The sequence below is a fragment of the Pedobacter caeni genome (assembly GCF_900129215.1).
Lineage (GTDB): Bacteria > Bacteroidota > Bacteroidia > Sphingobacteriales > Sphingobacteriaceae > Pedobacter > Pedobacter caeni.
Genome location: NZ_FQUQ01000003.1, coordinates 903,002 through 921,042 on the forward strand (window position 1 = coordinate 903,002; position 18,041 = coordinate 921,042).

Annotated in this window: 17 protein-coding genes; 6 read left to right on the forward strand and 11 right to left on the reverse strand. The window is 40.4% G+C overall.

What is annotated here, in order from left to right:
• Positions 1-45: 45 nt before the first annotated feature.
• The gene (locus BUC20_RS18460) at positions 46-360 is read left to right on the forward strand and encodes a DUF3467 domain-containing protein (protein WP_073232500.1); all 315 of its coding nucleotides are present in this window, start codon (positions 46-48) and stop codon (positions 358-360) included.
• Here the strand turns inward: BUC20_RS18460 and miaA are convergent.
• The 6 genes from miaA to BUC20_RS18490 all read right to left on the reverse strand — a co-directional run bounded on the left by miaA (position 357) and on the right by BUC20_RS18490 (position 5,961).
• Complete coding sequence (gene miaA / locus BUC20_RS18465) at positions 357-1,268, reverse strand: tRNA (adenosine(37)-N6)-dimethylallyltransferase MiaA (RefSeq protein ID WP_073232501.1); 912 nt, start codon at positions 1,266-1,268, stop codon at positions 357-359. The genes BUC20_RS18460 and miaA overlap by 4 nt on opposite strands.
• Before the next feature lie 9 nt (positions 1,269-1,277).
• Complete coding sequence (locus BUC20_RS18470; protein ID WP_073232502.1) at positions 1,278-1,934, reverse strand: IS1096 element passenger TnpR family protein; 657 nt, start codon at positions 1,932-1,934, stop codon at positions 1,278-1,280.
• 70 nt (positions 1,935-2,004) lie between these two features.
• On the reverse strand, positions 2,005-3,411 hold the full coding sequence (locus BUC20_RS18475) for a CCA tRNA nucleotidyltransferase (protein WP_073232503.1): 1,407 nt from the start codon (positions 3,409-3,411) through the stop codon (positions 2,005-2,007).
• Between the two features lie 25 nt (positions 3,412-3,436).
• Positions 3,437-4,003, reverse strand: a complete 567-nt coding sequence (locus tag BUC20_RS18480) for an L-threonylcarbamoyladenylate synthase (RefSeq protein ID WP_073232504.1) — start codon at positions 4,001-4,003, stop codon at positions 3,437-3,439.
• Positions 4,004-4,010: 7 nt separating this feature from the next.
• Positions 4,011-5,138: a glycosyltransferase family 4 protein gene (locus BUC20_RS18485; protein WP_073232505.1), complete on the reverse strand. Its 1,128-nt coding sequence runs from the start codon at positions 5,136-5,138 to the stop codon at positions 4,011-4,013.
• A 4-nt stretch (positions 5,139-5,142) separates the two neighbouring features.
• Complete coding sequence (locus tag BUC20_RS18490) at positions 5,143-5,961, reverse strand: 2,3,4,5-tetrahydropyridine-2,6-dicarboxylate N-succinyltransferase (protein WP_073232506.1); 819 nt, start codon at positions 5,959-5,961, stop codon at positions 5,143-5,145.
• Between the two features lie 78 nt (positions 5,962-6,039).
• Here BUC20_RS18490 and BUC20_RS18495 point away from each other — a divergent pair, with 78 nt between their 5' ends.
• The gene (locus BUC20_RS18495; RefSeq protein WP_073232507.1) at positions 6,040-6,441 is read left to right on the forward strand and encodes an RNA-binding S4 domain-containing protein; all 402 of its coding nucleotides are present in this window, start codon (positions 6,040-6,042) and stop codon (positions 6,439-6,441) included.
• 1 nt (position 6,442) lies between these two features.
• On the opposite strand, the gene BUC20_RS18500 is transcribed toward BUC20_RS18495, so the two are convergent.
• From BUC20_RS18500 to BUC20_RS18510, 3 genes are all read right to left on the reverse strand, one after another.
• Entirely contained in the window at positions 6,443-7,168 is a 726-nt protein-coding gene (locus BUC20_RS18500) for an EcsC family protein (RefSeq protein WP_073232508.1), read from the reverse strand.
• A 2-nt stretch (positions 7,169-7,170) separates the two neighbouring features.
• Positions 7,171-7,659 carry a nucleoside deaminase gene (locus tag BUC20_RS18505; RefSeq protein WP_073232509.1) on the reverse strand — a complete coding sequence of 163 codons (489 nt, stop codon included), beginning with the start codon at positions 7,657-7,659 and terminating at the stop codon, positions 7,171-7,173.
• Positions 7,660-7,789: 130 nt separating this feature from the next.
• Complete coding sequence (locus tag BUC20_RS18510; RefSeq protein ID WP_073232510.1) at positions 7,790-8,389, reverse strand: OmpH/Skp family outer membrane protein; 600 nt, start codon at positions 8,387-8,389, stop codon at positions 7,790-7,792.
• 257 nt (positions 8,390-8,646) lie between these two features.
• On the opposite strand from BUC20_RS18510, the gene gyrB reads away from it, so the two are divergent.
• From gyrB to BUC20_RS18525, 3 genes are all read left to right on the forward strand, one after another.
• Positions 8,647-10,605 carry a DNA topoisomerase (ATP-hydrolyzing) subunit B gene (gene gyrB, locus BUC20_RS18515; RefSeq protein WP_073232511.1) on the forward strand — a complete coding sequence of 653 codons (1,959 nt, stop codon included), beginning with the start codon at positions 8,647-8,649 and terminating at the stop codon, positions 10,603-10,605.
• Positions 10,606-11,101: 496 nt separating this feature from the next.
• Positions 11,102-14,371 (forward strand): SusC/RagA family TonB-linked outer membrane protein, encoded by a 3,270-nt coding sequence (locus BUC20_RS18520; protein WP_073232512.1) that lies wholly within the window; start codon positions 11,102-11,104, stop codon positions 14,369-14,371.
• A gap of 58 nt (positions 14,372-14,429) precedes the next feature.
• Complete coding sequence (locus tag BUC20_RS18525; RefSeq protein ID WP_159441126.1) at positions 14,430-15,764, forward strand: SusD/RagB family nutrient-binding outer membrane lipoprotein; 1,335 nt, start codon at positions 14,430-14,432, stop codon at positions 15,762-15,764.
• 105 nt (positions 15,765-15,869) lie between these two features.
• On the opposite strand, the gene BUC20_RS18530 is transcribed toward BUC20_RS18525, so the two are convergent.
• Together BUC20_RS18530 and mdh are read right to left on the reverse strand one after the other, a co-directional pair.
• On the reverse strand, positions 15,870-16,268 hold the full coding sequence (locus tag BUC20_RS18530) for an aspartyl protease family protein (protein WP_234994548.1): 399 nt from the start codon (positions 16,266-16,268) through the stop codon (positions 15,870-15,872).
• A 32-nt stretch (positions 16,269-16,300) separates the two neighbouring features.
• Positions 16,301-17,239: a malate dehydrogenase gene (gene mdh / locus BUC20_RS18535; RefSeq protein WP_073232515.1), complete on the reverse strand. Its 939-nt coding sequence runs from the start codon at positions 17,237-17,239 to the stop codon at positions 16,301-16,303.
• 233 nt (positions 17,240-17,472) lie between these two features.
• Between mdh and BUC20_RS18540 the strand changes: the two genes are divergently transcribed.
• Complete coding sequence (locus BUC20_RS18540; protein WP_234994549.1) at positions 17,473-17,967, forward strand: lipocalin family protein; 495 nt, start codon at positions 17,473-17,475, stop codon at positions 17,965-17,967.
• The last annotated feature ends 74 nt before the right edge of the window (positions 17,968-18,041 follow it).

The following is an 18,041-nucleotide window of genomic DNA, read 5'->3' on the forward strand; positions in this document are numbered from 1 at the left end:
TGGATCGAATTACCTCGGTAATGATTAAAGAAGTAGTTTTGTATTATGGAAGAACAGCACAACGATCACCAGCTAAACATTGAACTTTCTGAAGAAGTAGCAGAAGGGATCTTTTCAAACCTTGCTATTATTACACATTCTAATACTGAATTTGTACTGGATTTCATCAGGGTAATGCCTGGGGTACCTAAAGCAAGAGTAAAGTCAAGGATTATCCTGACACCTGAGCATGCCAAAAGATTGATGGTAGCGATGCAGGACAACCTGGAAAAATATGAAGCTGCGCATGGAAGGATTAAGACACAGGAAGAGCCTCCGGGATTTCCGATGAACTTTGGCGGACCAACGGCTCAGGCCTAAGAATTTAAAATTTTATCAATATGAAGGATGACCGCTTTGCTTTCAGTCGGTTCAAACCAGGCAGTGCTGTCATCCCTTCTAAACCAGGTGAGCTGGCGTTTTGCAAAACGTCTTGTATTTTGTTTGATCTGATCTACAGCAGTGTCCAGTGTAATGTTACCATCCAGGTAATCGAATAACTCTGAATAGCCAACTGTATTTAATGCATTGTATTTCCGATATGCCTGAAGTCCTTTTACTTCTTCCAGAAGCCCGGCTTCCATCATTTTATCGACCCTGAGATTAATCCGCTGATATAAGGCCGTACGGTCCATGTTCAAGCCTATTTTGATGATGTTGAATGGACGTTGTTTCTTGCTGTTCGTTTGATAAGAAGAGAGCTTCTCGCCTATAGAAAGGAAAAATTCCAGACCCCTGACCATCCGTTGAGGATTGGATTGGTCTACCTTTTCATAATACTCCGGATCGTGGGTTTTCAGCTGTTGCCTGATAGATTCGATCCCATTTGTTTCCAGTTCTTGTTTTAATTTTTCACGGATGTTCAGGTCAGTATCCGGAAGGTGATCCAGGCCGTTGCATACGGCATCGATATATAAACCGGATCCGCCGACCATAATCAGCAGATCCTGTTTTTTAAATAGCTCCTCCATCAATTGGAGGGCTTGTATTTCAAAGTCGCCTGTACTGAAGAGTGTTTCAATACTATGGGAATCGATAAAATGATGTGTTGCCGCTGCTAATTCTTCCGGGGAAGGTTTTGCGGTTCCTATTTCCATCTCTTTAAAGAACTGACGGGAATCTGCCGAAATAATTTCTGTAGAAAAGTGTCTGGCCAGGTCAATGGCCAGTGCAGTCTTTCCTATTCCGGTAGGGCCGACAATTACAATTAAAGTTTTATCCAATGCCATGTCCGGGCACTAATAATCTTCTTTGCTGTCGTACTCTTCGTCTTCGTAGCTATCGTCACTTCCAAATTCATCCGAATCATCTGAATCTTCTTCGGCATCATCATCAATCGTTTTTTCTTCTGTATTGATGCCTCTTCCGCCCATTGCTTCAATCTCTTCTGTATCTTCAGGAACAAAGTCCATCTCATTCAGAAAATCAAATTCTGTTGATTCAGGGGTAGAGGATACAGCAACGGCACCAAAATTATCCTTGTCGATGATTTTAGGCGCTTCTCCGGTACTTTTAACCAATACAGGGTATTCGAGATTAGGATCGGTTTCCAGAATGATCTTGATGAGTTCTACGTGAAAGTCGAAGGGACGATCAAAGTTGTAGATATAATAAAATTTCTGATGTGGATCTTCAATAAAACTGCTCAGTTTAGCCTTTTCCATTAAGGTAACCCCTCTGTCGGTTTTACGTTGGGTAGGCAGGTAAGCAATTTCATCCCCTTTGATCCAGTGATCAGTACTCACATAAAAGGAAGAAGATTTTTCAGCAGAATATCCTGTTGAGCGATGTACTGCACGATGTAAATCTTCAAATGTCTGGTTTGATTTTATATCGATTTCCCTTACTACTTCATCGAAATCTTCAAAACTTATTCTAAATCTATAAATTGCCATCTGAGCTTTTTTTCTAGCTATAAAATTAAAAAATATTATCTATAATTTGTGTTCGTGCCTTTGGGGTGTATCAGTGCTTTACAGGCAGAAGACCAAATTCTTTGGCTTTCTTTAGCATGAACTGTAACGCTTCTTCGTAGGTATTTGTTATTTCGCCTTCCAGGATTGCTTCCCGGATGGCATTTTTGATCAGTCCTACTTCTTTGCCTGCCCCCAGACCGAAGATCTCCATGATGTCATTACCGGTAATCGGAGGTTGCCAGTTTCTGATCTTATCACGTTCTTCAACATCTTTGAGTTTCTGTTTTACCAGTTCAAAGTTATTGCGGTACTTTTTTACTTTGTACTCGTTTTTGGTTGTGACATCCGCATTGCAGAGCATCATCAGACTTTCAATATCTTCTCCTGCATCGAATAACAGCCTTCTAACTGCAGAGTCCGTGACCACTTCCTGAGCCAGGACAATCGGGCGAAGGTGGAGTTGAACCAGCTTTTGCACCAATTTCATTTTCTCGTTCAGGGGAAGTTTCAGCTGGTTAAAGATCTGGGGCACCATCCTTGCGCCTTTATCTTCGTGTCCATGGAAAGTCCAGCCATGACCTTCTTCAAAACGTTTTGTTGCCGGTTTGGCGATGTCATGAAGAATGGCTGCCCAACGGAGCCAAAGATCGTCTGTTGCCAGACAAATATTGTCCAATACTTGTAAAGTATGGTAAAAATTGTCTTTATGTCCTTTCCCATTGATGAAATCCACGCCATAAAGGTTGGCCATCTGCGGAAAGATAAGCTGTAAAAGCCCCGTGTCAAACAAATATTTAAAACCTATGGATGGCACTTTGGAAAGAATGATCTTATTGAGCTCATCAGTGATGCGCTCTTTAGAGACAATCGAAATTCTTTCTTTTTGCTTCTTAATGGCATTGATGGCATTTTCGTCGATGCTGAAATCCAGTTGGGTTGCAAAGCGAATCGCCCTCATCATCCTCAATGGATCATCTGAAAAAGTGATTTCAGGATCAAGGGGAGTTTTAATGAGTTTATTTTCCATGTCCGTGGTGCCGCCGAAAGGGTCTACCAGTTGTCCGTAATTTTCTTTATTCAGGGAGATAGCGAGGGCATTGATGGTAAAATCCCTTCTCAGCTGGTCATCCTGAATGGTTCCGTTTTCTACAATTGGTTTACGGGAATCTGAGCGGTAAGATTCTTTTCTTGCTCCTACAAATTCGATCTCCAGATCTTTGGTTTTTAACATGGCAGTACCAAAGTTTTTGAATACTGCAACCTTGGTTTTTAGCGCTTTACCTGCTAACTCAGCGAAGTCAATGCCATTTCCCAATACCACAATATCAATGTCTTTAGAAGGTCTTTTTAAAAAAATATCGCGCACATACCCACCTATCACGTATGCTTCAATCTGATGTGTTTGAGCAATATCGGCAAGGACTTTAAATACTGACTGTTGTAAATGTTTTTCCATTAATGAGTTACAAAAGTAATAAAACTTACTTTCTAATAAAGGAAAATTGCCCTCCGGGCGCTAATTTCATTATGGTGGAAGGTTTTTTAGGGCTTTGAAGCTCTTGTTCCCAATCTACTATGTAATCTACAGCGGCTTTGATTTCTTCTTCAATTTCGTCAAATATAAGGGGAGAAGGAGATCCTGATTTATTGGCAGAGGTAGAAGTAATGGGCTTTCTGAACCTTTGAATAAGCTGTTGACAAAAGTCGTGTTTTACAATCCTGATGCCTACACTTCCATCTTCATTGATGACATTCTTTGCCAGATTCTTTGCACCTGAAAAGATAATTGTCAATGGATTTTCTGCGTACTCGATCAGGTCGTAAGCCACATCCGGGATTTCCGTTACATAACTTTGCAATTTGGAATCGTTATCCAACAGGATGATAAAGCTTTTATCAGCAGAACGGTTTTTAATCGCATTAATCTTCTCTACAGCGGCCTCATTGGTCGCATCGCATCCTAATCCCCAAACGGTATCGGTTGGATAAAGGATAACCCCCCCATCTTTTAAAATATTAAGGGCTTTTTCAATTTCTGTTCTAAGCATAAAACTGTTATTTCTGGTGACTGGAAAGCACCTGGGTGTACACTTTCATCAGGTCTTCGGCGATGACCCGGGTATCGAATTTTTGAACGTATTCCAGTCCCTTTATTTTCATTTGTTCAGCAAGGGTGGGATCGTTCAGTACGCCATTAATGGCGGTAGCTAAAGTGGCATGGTCAAATGGCGCTACATACAGGCTGTTTTCACCACCTGCCTCTTCCAGACAGGAACCCGTTGCCGCGATCACTGGAACGCCGGAGTATAATGCTTCTATAATCGGGATCCCAAAACCTTCATATATGGATGGGTATATAAATGCACTTGCCATCTGGTAGATAGAAGGAAGCTCATCAAATGGCACATTTTGAAGGAAATGTACCCTGTCTTTTAAGCCAAGGCGATCGATTTCTTTATACACCAGTTCGGTATAAGCGGTTCTTTTTCCAACCACCACAAGTTGGTAATCCGGATCAATCTCCGGCAATGCTTTAACTAAAGTCAGCAGGTTTTTCCGGGTTTCTATCGTTCCGACATTCAGAATGTATTTGGGAGGTAGATTATTTCTGGTTCTTGTATCCTGTTTTACTTTTTCTGATGATGGAGACTTAAAGCTATCATCGCAGCTCTGGTAGATGACTTCAATCTTATCAGGATCAGTATGGAAAAACTCAATGATGTCTCTTTTTGTACATTCACTGATGGCCACTATTTTGTCTGCATGTTTGCAGGAGTAGCGGGCTTTTAGTTTATATATGAACCTATCGATCCGTCCAAAATACTTTGGGAACCTCAAAAAGATCAGGTCATGGATGGTCACCATACTGCGGATACCCGAATTTTGGATGCCTAAGGGGATTTCATGACTTAAGCCATGAAAAAGTTCAATATTGTCTTTTGATAACTGCTTTTTTATTCCTGAGGTTCTCCAGAGTAGTCCGGGTTGATCAGGAAGCTCAGCCTGGATGCCCCTTAGATTTAAGAAATGCCTGATTTGTGGATGTTCTTTTATTTTGGGGCTGTATACAAAGTATTGGTTTTGAGGGAAAAATTCAGCGAGCTGAGCAATTAATGATCTGCTGTAATTTCCCAGTCCTGTTAAGTTGTTTGTTGCTCTTTTTCCGTCAAAACCAATCTTCATTATATTATACCGCTACATTGTTTTCTCTTAATGCATCATTAAGGGAAGTCTTTTTATCTGTAGATTCTTTACGTTGACCAATAATCAATGCACATGGAACCTGGAATTCTCCTGCAGGGAATTTCTTCGCATAGCTACCAGGAATTACCACTGAACGTGCAGGAACAATCCCTTTGTATTCTACCGGAGTGCTTCCTGTTACATCGATGATTTTTGTAGAGGCAGTCAATACTACGTTTGCACCAAGAACTGCTTCTCTCTCTACACGTACACCTTCCACAACGATTGCTCTGGAACCAAGGAAACAATTGTCTTCGATGATTACCGGAGCAGCCTGAATCGGTTCTAAAACACCACCAATACCTACACCACCACTTAAGTGAACATGTTTTCCGATTTGTGCACATGAACCTACAGTAGCCCAGGTATCGACCATTGTACCTTCGTCTACATAAGCACCAATATTTACATAAGAAGGCATCATGATCACACCTTTAGCTAAATAAGCGCCATAACGTGCGATACCATGAGGAACAACCCTCACACCTAATTCTTTATAATTGGTTTTCAATTTCATTTTATCATGAAACACAAAAGGACCAACTTCAATTTCTTTCATCTCTCTGATTGGAAAATAAAGGATTACTGCCTTTTTGATCCACTCATTCACTCCCCATGAGTTAAGTACCGGCTCAGCAACGCGCATTTCACCTTTATCTAACTGCATAATCACCGTTTCTATTGCTTCGCAATATTCACTATATTCTAATAAAGTTCTGTCTTCCCAAGCGGCCTCTACTAACTTTTTTAATTGTGCTATCATGTTGTAAGTTATTTTTTGACAAAATAAATCAATTTTATGTATAGACCATTGTTTTCTATAATGTATTTTTGATTTTTTATGGCAGAGCAGGAAAAATTACGGATAGATAAGTACTTATGGGCGATCAGATTATTTAAAACCAGGAGCTTGGCGACAGAGGCTTGCAAGGCCGGTCGGATTAAGTTTAATGGTCAGAATCTGAAAGCATCAGCAGTCGTTAAACCTGGGGATGTGTACCAGGTATCCAAGGGAATAGAGAAGAAAGTGATTGAAGTGGTAGAGCTTTTATACAATAGGGTAGAGGCAAAAATTGCGGTGACGAAGTATAAAGACATCACTCCGGAAGAAGAAACTTATGGCTTTAAAAGCATGTTTCATGCTCCTACGCTGAAAAGGGACCGTGGAACAGGAAGACCGACAAAGAAAGATCGCAGGGAGACCGATGCCCTTACGGATGATCTTTTTAAGGAGGAGGAATAAATCAGGATTGATCAACCAGTCTCATTCTATAAGCCTGCATGGCTGTTTTGCCGAGTTTTTTTATCAATTGATAATTGGCTACGGCTCCCACAGCTGCCCCAACAACGGGTAGGAGTTGCGCCATTTTGGCGAGGTCAATATAATCCCGGTATTCCTGCTGAAAGGTCTTCCAGTCAAAGCTTTCGGAATTTTCCGGAAGGATATGGAGTTTCTGGTCCCAGTTTTCCATATGCATGAAAATTTTAGTGCGGCCATGCTGACTGGAAAAAGCTAACTGAAAGATGTAGAGAATGTACAGGCGTTCCCGGTAATCTTTAACATCAAAGCCATAAAGGGCTGCAATTTCAAAAAGCATTTTCATCTTTATGCCAATCAATACCGGGAAATCAGCCATGCTCATGAGGAAACCACCAGCACCGGTAATTCCTCCTTCTGCGGCTCCGGTTTTACAATAACTATCGATTTTTTGTTTCACCAGCGCCTCTCTGTGGATCAGACTCGTTTCCAAAGGAGGGACAGTAGAGGTGGTATACGTGGAGCCATAGAGCACAGCCTGGACCATTTTCTTGATCGTCACGGTAATTGCAGTATGTACCTTTTCAGGAATATAACTGTTGATTTTCTTTTGAATGTTGTTGGTGAGTTTATTCAAAAGAGATGGCTTCTCCATCATTTCCTTTTTCCAGAAATGAAGTTCTATCCTGATATTTTCCTGATGTTTGTCCATGGTTAATAGTCTGTTTTCAATGGGGATTTTTCCCAGAGCCGGAAGGCCTGTTGTGCTTCATTTCTCATCATCTGATGGATGGGTAAGCTACGTTTCGACATTGGCTTTTCAATTTCATCGTAAATGAACTTGTCGTCGAAGCCGATATTGGCAGCATCTACTTTGGTGTTGGCATAATAGATGGTGTCAATTCTTGCCCAATAAATGGCACTGAGGCACATCGGACAAGGTTCACAACTGGTGTAAACCAGGCATCCGCTCAGATCGAACGTTTTTAGTTTTTTGCAGGCTAAACGGATTGCAGCTACTTCTGCATGAGCCGTCGGGTCGTTGGTGGTTGTTACTTTATTGCCGCTTTTGGCGATGATTTTGCCATCTTTTACAATTACAGCACCAAAGGGGCCTCCAAGTCCTTCAGTTACATTTTTCTCTGAAAGACTGATGGCAAGTTTCATGAATTTATTGTGTGGGTTGCTTTCTTTTACCGGCATAACTGTACTTTTTATTGATTTCTGTTGTTTTATCTGCCTGCTTTACGGACAGGGCATTGCTTTAGCCAATTTTATAGCGCAAAAAAAATGCCCCGAATAACCAGGGCATTTCTCTTCTTAAAAGAAGGAATTATTTTTTATCTTTTGTATAAGCTTCGTTTAATCCTACGATCACTTCGCTGGTTACATCTAAAGACTCATCTGCGAAAAGGATTGCACTGTTACCTTTAGAGTAAGTCAATACCATTTTGAAACCTTTTCCTTTTGCATAAGTTTTCAGGTATTCCGCAACTTTGTCATATAGTTTTTCATTCTCAGAAGCCTGCTCATTTTGAAGTGCAGCACCTGCATTTTGAGAATAAGCTTGTAATTCCTGTTGTTTACGTGCTAATCTTTCTTCAGTAGATGCGCGTTGATCTGCAGGTAAAGTACTTTGTTGTTGCTGATACTGGGCTACTTCACGCTGGAAAGCCTGTTGTTTAGAAGCAAGATCCGTTTGAGCTGTTTTTGACTTTGCATCAAGTTTAGTTTTTAAGTCTTTGAAATACTGATATTTTGTTAAAAGGGAATCAGAATTTACATAGACGATTTTCTCTGCGCTTGTCACCGTGGCCGACTCAGATTTGGTAGCAGGTGTACTGGTGTTTTCTTTGTTTTGGCAAGAAGCCATTACGGAAACTAATGCAACTGCAGTAGCAATGCTGCCAAGTTTTAATGTTGATCTTTTCATCTAATGATTATAATTGATATTTTATTTTAATTTTTGGTTCCCAGCATCCTTACAGGCAGTTTAAGCCTTGTTTTTTAGGATGTCCACTCCATTTTTGGCGGATAAATTTCAACAAATATAAAATTTCAAAATTAGTATCCTAAAGAACTGTGATTTTTAGCCTTGTTTTTAGGGCTTTTATGGGTAGATAGTTATCCACATTTGCGGTTAATTGCCCTAAAATGGTTATCTTTGAGTCTAATTGTTTTATTAAAAATATGAGCGAAGAAAAGGATCCAAAGTCAAATTATTCGGCAGATAATATACAGGTATTAGAAGGTTTAGAAGCGGTGCGTAAGCGCCCTTCGATGTATATAGGAGACACCGGAGTAAAAGGATTACATCATTTAGTTTACGAAGTAGTAGATAACTCTATAGATGAGGCGTTGGCAGGTCATGCTGACACGATATATGTAAATATTCTTAAAGACAACTCGATCAGGGTTGAAGATAACGGGCGTGGTATTCCAACCGGAATTATGCAGAAAGAGCAAAAATCAGCTCTGGAAATTGTAATGACGGTATTACACGCCGGTGGTAAATTTGATAAGGACACTTATAAAGTTTCCGGTGGTCTGCATGGTGTGGGGGTAAGTTGCGTGAACGCATTATCAACACATTTAAAAGCAGAAGTTCATCGTGAAGGGAAATTGTGGGAACAGGAATACGAAAAAGGGAAACCTCAGTATGATGTTAAAGTGGTTGGAGAGACTGATAAGAGAGGAACGGTAATTACGTTTACTCCTGATCCGGAAATCTTTACTCAGACTACAGAGTACCGTTACGATACTTTAGCCGGCAGGTTAAGGGAATTGTCTTTCCTGAATAAAGGAATTAAGCTAACCCTTACTGATGAGCGCGAGCTTGATGACGAAGGAAATCCGATTTCGGAACTTTTTCATTCAGAAGGTGGGTTGAAAGAATTTGTTCAGTTTTTAGATGGAGGTCGTCCTTCACTGATTGCAGAGCCGATTTATGTAGAAGGAATTAAAAATGGAATTCCTGTAGAGCTTGCTTTACAATACAACGATAGTTATGCAGAAAATGTACACTCTTATGTGAATAACATCAATACACATGAGGGAGGTACACATATTGCGGGTTTCAGAAGAGGTTTAACCAGAACATTGAAAGCTTATGCTGATAAATCAGGATTGCTTAAAAACGTGAAATTTGAGATCACTGGTGATGACTTTAGAGAAGGTTTAACTGCGGTTATTTCTGTAAAAGTGCAAGAACCACAGTTTGAAGGCCAGACGAAAACAAAGTTGGGTAACTCTGAGGTAATGGGTGCAGTTGATGTAGCCGTTGGTGAAGCGTTAAGTAACTATCTGGAAGAATATCCAAGAGAAGCAAAGCTGATTGTAAATAAGGTGATTCTTGCTGCTACGGCCCGCGCTGCTGCTCGTAAGGCTCGTGAGATGGTTCAACGTAAGAGTGTAATGGGTGGTTCAGGCCTTCCGGGAAAACTTGCCGATTGTTCTGATAGCGATCCGGAAAAATGTGAGATATACCTGGTGGAGGGAGACTCCGCGGGTGGAACTGCCAAACAAGGCAGGGACCGTAATTTCCAGGCTATCCTTCCTTTGAAAGGTAAGATTCTGAACGTGGAAAAAGCAATGGAACATAAGATCTATGAGAACGACGAGATTAAGAATATGTTTACAGCGCTTGGTGTAAGTATAGGAACACCGGAAGATGATAAAGCTTTAAATTTAACGAAGCTGCGTTACCACAAGGTGGTGATCATGACGGATGCGGATATCGATGGATCCCACATCACGACCTTGATCCTGACTTTCTTCTTCAGGTATATGAAATCACTGATCGAAGCGGGTTATGTTTATATTGCAGCGCCGCCTTTGTATCAGGTTAAAAAAGGTAAAGATTTCGAATATTGCTGGAATGATCAGCAACGTGATGCAGCCGTGCAACGTTTAAAAGGTGCAGGTAAAGAAGAAAGTGTGCATATCCAGCGCTATAAAGGTCTTGGAGAGATGAACGCGGAGCAGTTATGGGATACTACCCTTAATCCTTCGACACGTACTTTATTACAGGCAACAATTGAAAATGCAGCAGAATGTGACCATACTTTCTCCATGTTAATGGGTGATGAGGTTGGTCCAAGAAGAGACTTCATTGAAAGAAATGCAAAATATGCTAAGATCGACGCTTAATTGAAACGATCCTGATGGAAAGGAGTGGTCGAAAGATCACTCCTTTTTTTATGGAAAATTATTAGGTTATTTTTTATCACTATAATTTCTTCTAGAATCCAATAAAAAATATTGTTGACATCCACATCTCAGCTTAAACCGAGCGGAATCTCCTTATTCTTTATCTGGAAAGGCAGCGGAGTGCTCTTGGTCTTTTTTAACATCTTTTTGTAGTGTTGTGCTTTTATTTTATCATAGGAGGCTATATTTTGGCGAAATGTGAATTTTACGGTTTCCTTTGTAGGTCCATTCTCTCTTTTTTTAATTCGGAATATTATTTTGATATAATATTTTTGATGAAATTTTATTATGAAATATTGGTTGAAATCATAATTAACGTATGTTTTTGTGTCATTAAAATGTCATTTAGTATTTTGAATGTCATATTTTAGATAGGACAGCCTTTAAAAATAGGTAACTTCAGTATATCGTTAATCATCATAACAACCTATTTTTTATGAAAAAAATTATACTGATTTTTCTTCTTTTTGCACTTTATGCAGGTACTGCAAATGCACAAGACAGAACAATTTCCGGTGCAGTAACCGGAAAGGAGGATGGGATGTCAATTCCTGGAGCCTCCGTTAAAGTCCAGGGAACACAAAAAGGCACGCAAACATCCTCAGATGGCAAGTATACCCTTGTGGTGCCGAGCTCCGCAACCTCTTTAGAGTTTTCTTATCTGGGGTATGTCACTCAGATTATTCAGATAGGAAGCTCAAATACCGTCAACGCAGTTCTTGCTCAGGATACAAAGACCTTAACAGAGGTGGTTGTAACTGCGTTGGGTATTAAAAGAGAGACAAAAGCTTTGGGTTATTCGGCGCAGAGCGTAAAAGGGGATGACCTTACAAAGGCTGATCAGGGAGACGTTTTAAAATCACTCTCAGGAAAGATTGCCGGCGTACAGGTGACCTCTTCTTCTGGTACTCCCGGAGCCGCGAGTTATATTCAGTTGAGAGGTCAGAACAGTTTGACTGGAAACAATCAGCCACTCTTTGTAATTGATGGAAATCCAATAGATAATTCGCAAAATTTTTCAGGAGATCCCTCAGATGGGAAAAATAACCTGTTACAGGGAGCTACAAATTCAAACCGTGGTGCTGATGTGGATCCTAATGATATCGAGAGTATTACAGTGTTAAAAGGACCTGCCGCAGCGGCGATATATGGTATTGATGCCGCGAATGGTGCAATTCTCATCACTACAAAGAAGGGAGCTGTAGGGAAAACTCAGGTAGAATTTAATACAGGAGCTTCATTTGACCGGGTGAACAGATTGCCAAAGCTTCAGAACCAATGGGTGAAAGGAGAAGGGGGCGAACTTCTTCCTTATGAACATCAATCCAGATTTTCCTGGGGACCTCATGTAAATGATGTCGCCTGGACGGGTGTGCCAAATGAATTTGATCGTCATGGGGATTTGGTTATGGCTAATGATCCGAAAGCAAAAATTCCTTTTGTACCTTATAATAATCTAAAGGATTTTTGGAGAACTGGCTCTACTTTTAGTAACTCATTAGCACTTTCCGGAGGGAATGAGGTGTCGACTTACCGGGCTTCTGTTAGTAACTCCTATTCAAATTCGATTGTTCAGTTACAAAACTTCCAAAGAACTTCTGTTTCATTCGCCGGGACATTGAAATTATCCGAGAAGTTGAAAGTCTCAAGTAATATTACTTATGTAACAAGTGATGGAAATATGCCTCAACAAGGGAGCAATACTTCCGGAATCATGTTGGGCCTAAGCAGAACCCCAATCTCATTTGATAATTCCAATGGTGCTTCAAAGGCTGATGATCCATCTGCCTTTTTGCTTTCAAATGGTTTGCAGAGGGCCTATCGTTATGATGGTAAAAAGGCAAACTATGACAATCCTTACTGGACTATTAATAAAAACCCGTATAAAACCTATCTGAATAGACTTTTGGGGAACTTACAGTTTGACTATGCTTTGAAAAATGGATTCAATGCTATGTATCGAATTGGTCTTGATACTTATAATGACAATCGTCACCAATATTATGAACTGCAATCAAGTGCTTACACTGGCGGAAGGATTTTTGACGATCGTTATACCTATAGAAGTTTGAATTCTGATTTAATATTGGGCTATACCAAGCAAATCTCTGAGAAATTTCGTTTCGATGGTAAAATTGGTAATAACCTTTACGGCAGGAAGATGGATGAGCTTTACACTCAGGGAGATGGCTTAGTTGCACCGGGCTTTGATAATATATATAATGCCAGTGCGATAAAATCTGCAAATTTTGTTACTCCTTACAGAAAGATAGGATTTTACTATGCTTTGAATTTGGAGTATGATAACATGCTATTTCTGGAAACTACGGGAAGAAATGACTGGACGTCTACCTTGCCAAAAGGTAAGAACTCTTTCTTTTACCCTTCTGCAAGTCTGAGTTTTGTGGTTTCAGAGTTGAAAGGATTGAAAGAAAGCGAGGTCATCAGTTTTGCTAAAATCAGAGGATCTGTAGCCCAGGTAGGTAAGGATCCAGGGGCATTTTTGACCAGATCTTATTATGTGCCTACAACTTTTGCTGATGGTTATACCAGTGGAATCTCCTTTCCTAACCAAGGGCTAGCTGGTTATGGTCTGAGCAATGTTCTTGGAAATGAAAAATTGACCCCAGAAAAAACGACGGCTTATGAACTTGGCGCTCAGGTACAGTTCTTCAAAAACAGATTGGGGATTGATCTGACTGTCTATACCAGTACTGGAAAAGATTTGATTGTTCAGGCGCCGATTGCAGGTTCTTCGGGTTATCAGGCAATTACTTTGAACTCAGGATCGATCCGAAACAGAGGTATTGAGTTGCAACTAACCGGTACCCCTATAAAAAACACAGATTTTCAATGGAATGCATTTTTCAATTTCGGGCTAACAAGAAGCAAAGTTTTATCTTTAGCTCCTGGTACTAATCAGATTACTTTAAACGGGTTTACCGGAACTGTAATTGCCCACTTGCCAAATATGCCTGCAGGAGTTATTTATGGTAATGGCTATACCAGAGATGGGGAGGGAAATATGGTGATTGACGATCGGGACAACGTAGGTTATCCAGTGAGTAATCCCAACGTCCAAAAAAATCTGGGAAATCCTAATCCTAAATTTTTAATGGGACTTGGAAATACCTTTACTTATAAAGGGGTGTCGTTGTATACTTTATTGGATTGGAAATTTAAAGGAGACATATGGAACGGAACAAGAGGTTCACTCGCTTCTATAGGTACTTCCGATATTACCAATAATAGAAATACAAGTACGGTTTTTCCAGGAGTTTCCGGCCATTTTAATACTGCTGGGGAGCTTGTTCATTACGTTGGAACAGGGCCAAATAGAACAGAAGTTGCAGGGCCCGGACCCAGAAATTCTCAAAGTGTTCTTTTAGATGAAACTTGGTACGAAGGTGACGGTGGTGGTTTTGGTTATTTAAATGAGGCCTATATTGAAGATGGTTCTTATATTAAATTGAGAGAAGTTTCATTGTCCTATGACTTCGCTAAACTGCTTCGTAAGGGGGGGAATATGCCCTTTGTAAAAGGCTTGTCCGCAGGTGCATTTGCAAGAAATATCATTATCTGGACTCCTTATAAAGGTGTTGACCCGGAAACAAGTTTGACTGGCGCAACCAGTGCCCAGGGGATTGATTATTTCAATAATCCGGGTACTACAAGCTATGGCCTTAACCTAAAATTTAAGTTTTAACCCATCTAATTGATTTGACATGAAAAGTATATATATAACAAGCATAAACAAGATCCTTATGCTATTACTGGGAGTGGCGCTAATCGCTTCCTGCAAGAAAGGATATTTCTACGAAGGAATTAACGATGACCCCTCACAGCTAAAGAAGCCAATTCCATCCAACTTATTACCTTCTATTATCCAAACTACCGGTTATGCCTATGGAGGGGACGCCTCGCGTTATGCTGCGAATTTTATGCAACAGGTAACTGGTGCTGCTAATCAGTCTTTTTCTGCAAGCAGGTATGCTGTTGCTGCAGATGACGTGGATAATATGTGGACTGCAGGATTGTATGGAGGGGGTATTATGAATAATGCCAATTCATTAATCAACATTGCAACAGAAATGAAACAGGGACATTATGCAGCGCTGGGGCAGATTTTAATGGCCTTTAATCTTGGACTTACCACAGATTTGTGGGGTGATGTTCCTTACTCAGAGGCCTTTAAAGGCGCTCCTAATCTGCAACCCAAATATGATACTCAAGAGCAGATTTACACTGCTTTGGAGTTGTTGCTGAATAATGCTATTACCAGCCTCAGTCAGTCTGATGGAAGTCCGTTCCAGCCTGGGTCAGAAGACCTGCTGTTTTATGATGAGGATGCGAAAAAGTCTGATTTGGAAAAATGGGCGAGATTTGCTCATTCATTAAAAGCAAGGTTTTACTTACATCTTGCAAAGAAAGATAAGTCTTATTATGATAAAGCCCTGGCGGAGGTCGCGTTGGGATTTAGACAAGGTGAGAACGCAAGAGTGCTTTTTGCCGGAGCGAGTGTAACTTCGCAAGGTCCATGGTTTCAATTCAATAATCAACGGCCCGGAGATATTGGTTTTACGGGCCATATTTATGACATTATGGCTGCTGCAAATGATCCGAGATTAGCTGTTTATAGTGACGGTGAGGAAGGTTTGGGTTCATTGTATGGATCTGAGAAAGGCGTTCGCATTTACCTGATGAGTTATGACGAATTGAAGTTTATCGAAGCAGAGTGTCAGTTTCAGAGAAATGCACAAGATAAAGCTGCAGCTGCTACTGCTTATAATGCAGCAAATAGAGGAAATCTGATCAGAACAATTAATAATGATGCTTATGCTGCTACTATTGAAAAGACAGCAGGAAATATCACATTGGCAGATATCATGACTCAAAAATACATATCGCTCTTCCTCAGTCCTGAGGTTTGGACAGATTGGAGGAGAACCGGTTTACCAGCTTTGGTTGCGCCTCCCGGAAGTGCTTTAGGTGGACAGCTTCCAAGAACACTTCCTTATCCTTCTGGTGAACAGCGTTATAATTCTAATGCACCAAGAAATACCAGTATGTTAAAACGGGTATGGTGGGACGTTCAATAAAACAACGTTTTATCTGACATAAAGAAAGCCTGTTTCAAATCTTATTGAAACAGGCTTTCTTTGTTGAACCATATTTTTTTGCCAGGTCTTGTTCTGGTTAAGTGGTTAGTCGGCATAAAGGAACACCCTTAGTTTCTTGTAATTGATAATGGCGTTGTATTTCAGTAGAATATCGCTTCCAATGATCCCAATTACTTTTGGGTGACCCATTTGTTCGTATGCCTGGTTAACGGTATCCAAATCAAGAGCAACAGTATCATAGTCACTGATCACCAATCTTCCGATTTTTAATTTAGGAATGGTCGCCTGCAGTGTGCTGGAGGTGGCGAAGAGTGTTGTTGCATGTGTTTCTTCACTGTGTTCCAGCTCCTTAATATTTGCTTTGATCAATGCCATGTCAAACACAGACCTGGATGCTCCTGTATCCAGCACTACAAAAGATTTCTTTCCAAAAATGACAATTTCCACCAAAAGGTGGAAACCATCATCTTGTAAATTTATCAAGGTTAAAGGAACAGAAATGGTTCTCATTCAATCTAAACTAGTTTCATATCATGCAATACGCTGTTCATGGCACGTACTGCATCAGCACTTTTATTAAATGAAGCTTGTTCTTCATCATTTAATTTGTAATCGATTACTTTTTCCCATCCGTTACGTCCAACGATTACAGGAACACCCAGACAAATGTCTTTTTGTCCGTATTCTCCATCAAGGGCTACACAGCAGGTGAATAATTTTTTCTCATCGCGGACAATACTTTCTACTAAAGCGGCTCCTGCAGCACCTGGTGCGTACCATGCGGAGGTACCTAAAAGACCTGTTAAGGTGGCTCCACCCACCATTGTATCAGCGGCTACTTTATCAAGGGTTGCTTTATCCAGCAGATTGCTTACTGGTAAGCTCTGGTAAGTTGCGTAGCGCGTTAAAGGGATCATGGTGGTATCACCATGGCCACCGATTACAAAGCCTTGTAAATCATTGGAATTGCAGTTTAATGCAACACTTAAATAATATTTGAAACGGGCACTGTCTAATGTTCCACCCATTCCTATGATTCTGTTTTTAGGTAATCCCAGGGATTTTAAAGCCAGGTAAGTCATGGTATCCATTGGGTTACTGATCACGATGATGATGGCATCAGGAGAAAATTTCAAAATATTTTCTGCCACACCTTTTACGATTCCTGCATTGATCCCGATCAGTTCTTCACGGGTCATCCCCGGTTTACGTGGAAGTCCCGAAGTGATGACTGCTACAGCAGAACCTGCGGTTTTGCTGTAATCATTGGTTACACCGGTAATTTTTGTATCAAAGCCCAACAAAGTGGCGGTTTGCATCATGTCAATTGCTTTGCCTTCTGCAAAACCTTCTTTGATGTCTAATAAAACGAGCTCTTCTGCTAATTCTTTTCTGGCAATATTATCTGCACAAGTGGCGCCTACTGCGCCGGCACCTACAACCGTTATTTTCATAATGAATCTAATTTTATTTTTAAAGGTTTTTCTCCTGGTTTAAATTTATTGTTTTGAAATGGCGATATACGACTATAAATTTAGGAAACAATTAATATACGAAGCAAACCTTAACAGGGAATGCCTCATGCCGAAGTTAGAAATTTAGGTCAGTTTAAAAAACGCTTTTTAAAACTTTCTTCAACCTTGCTGGTTTTATGATAAAGAATTTACATTTGCTTAATAGTCGTAAAATGATGGACCCTGTTATGGATAATGTACCGGTAGAAAAAGTTGATATCATGTCGTATGCCGGAAAGTGGTATTCTTTATATTCCATACCTACTTTCATGGACAAGCACTGGCGTCAAACGGTGGAAACTTATGTGATCCATCCGGATGGTTACTATGCTGTTTTTACAGGATATAAGGTGTTGGGACAGGACAAGCAGAAGTACTTCCGTTCCAAGCTTTTTGTGATCAGAGGGAGCCGCAATGCGAGGTTCAAAGCACAGTTCATCTGGCCATTAAAATCCGATTACTGGGTGATTGAGCTTGCCGATGACTATTCTTATGTTGTCGTTGGCCATCCGAAATTTAAATACCTTTTTATTATGGCAAGAAAACCGAACCTGGCAGAAGAATTGCTGGCGGAAATCATAGAACGCTGTCGTAAAAAGGGTTACGATACTTCCAAATTAGTTTCTCAGGAACACAAATCCCCGGCCCCTGTTCCTGTGGTCCGTTAGGTGTAAAATTATGTGTTGGGATTAGAGGGAGAACTGAAAAATTCCGTATTTTTGATCAATCATATTGATTTCTA

Coding starts and splice junctions, on each gene's coding strand:
- BUC20_RS18460 (WP_073232500.1), top strand. CDS start 46: ATGGAAGAACAGCACAACGATCACCAGCTAAACATTGAACTTTCTGAA.
- miaA (WP_073232501.1), bottom strand. CDS start 1,268: ATGGCATTGGATAAAACTTTAATTGTAATTGTCGGCCCTACCGGAATA.
- BUC20_RS18470 (WP_073232502.1), bottom strand. CDS start 1,934: ATGGCAATTTATAGATTTAGAATAAGTTTTGAAGATTTCGATGAAGTA.
- BUC20_RS18475 (WP_073232503.1), bottom strand. CDS start 3,411: ATGGAAAAACATTTACAACAGTCAGTATTTAAAGTCCTTGCCGATATT.
- BUC20_RS18480 (WP_073232504.1), bottom strand. CDS start 4,003: ATGCTTAGAACAGAAATTGAAAAAGCCCTTAATATTTTAAAAGATGGG.
- BUC20_RS18485 (WP_073232505.1), bottom strand. CDS start 5,138: ATGAAGATTGGTTTTGACGGAAAAAGAGCAACAAACAACTTAACAGGA.
- BUC20_RS18490 (WP_073232506.1), bottom strand. CDS start 5,961: ATGATAGCACAATTAAAAAAGTTAGTAGAGGCCGCTTGGGAAGACAGA.
- BUC20_RS18495 (WP_073232507.1), top strand. CDS start 6,040: ATGGCAGAGCAGGAAAAATTACGGATAGATAAGTACTTATGGGCGATC.
- BUC20_RS18500 (WP_073232508.1), bottom strand. CDS start 7,168: ATGGACAAACATCAGGAAAATATCAGGATAGAACTTCATTTCTGGAAA.
- BUC20_RS18505 (WP_073232509.1), bottom strand. CDS start 7,659: ATGCCGGTAAAAGAAAGCAACCCACACAATAAATTCATGAAACTTGCC.
- BUC20_RS18510 (WP_073232510.1), bottom strand. CDS start 8,389: ATGAAAAGATCAACATTAAAACTTGGCAGCATTGCTACTGCAGTTGCA.
- gyrB (WP_073232511.1), top strand. CDS start 8,647: ATGAGCGAAGAAAAGGATCCAAAGTCAAATTATTCGGCAGATAATATA.
- BUC20_RS18520 (WP_073232512.1), top strand. CDS start 11,102: ATGAAAAAAATTATACTGATTTTTCTTCTTTTTGCACTTTATGCAGGT.
- BUC20_RS18525 (WP_159441126.1), top strand. CDS start 14,430: ATGCTATTACTGGGAGTGGCGCTAATCGCTTCCTGCAAGAAAGGATAT.
- mdh (WP_073232515.1), bottom strand. CDS start 17,239: ATGAAAATAACGGTTGTAGGTGCCGGCGCAGTAGGCGCCACTTGTGCA.
- BUC20_RS18540 (WP_234994549.1), top strand. CDS start 17,473: ATGATGGACCCTGTTATGGATAATGTACCGGTAGAAAAAGTTGATATC.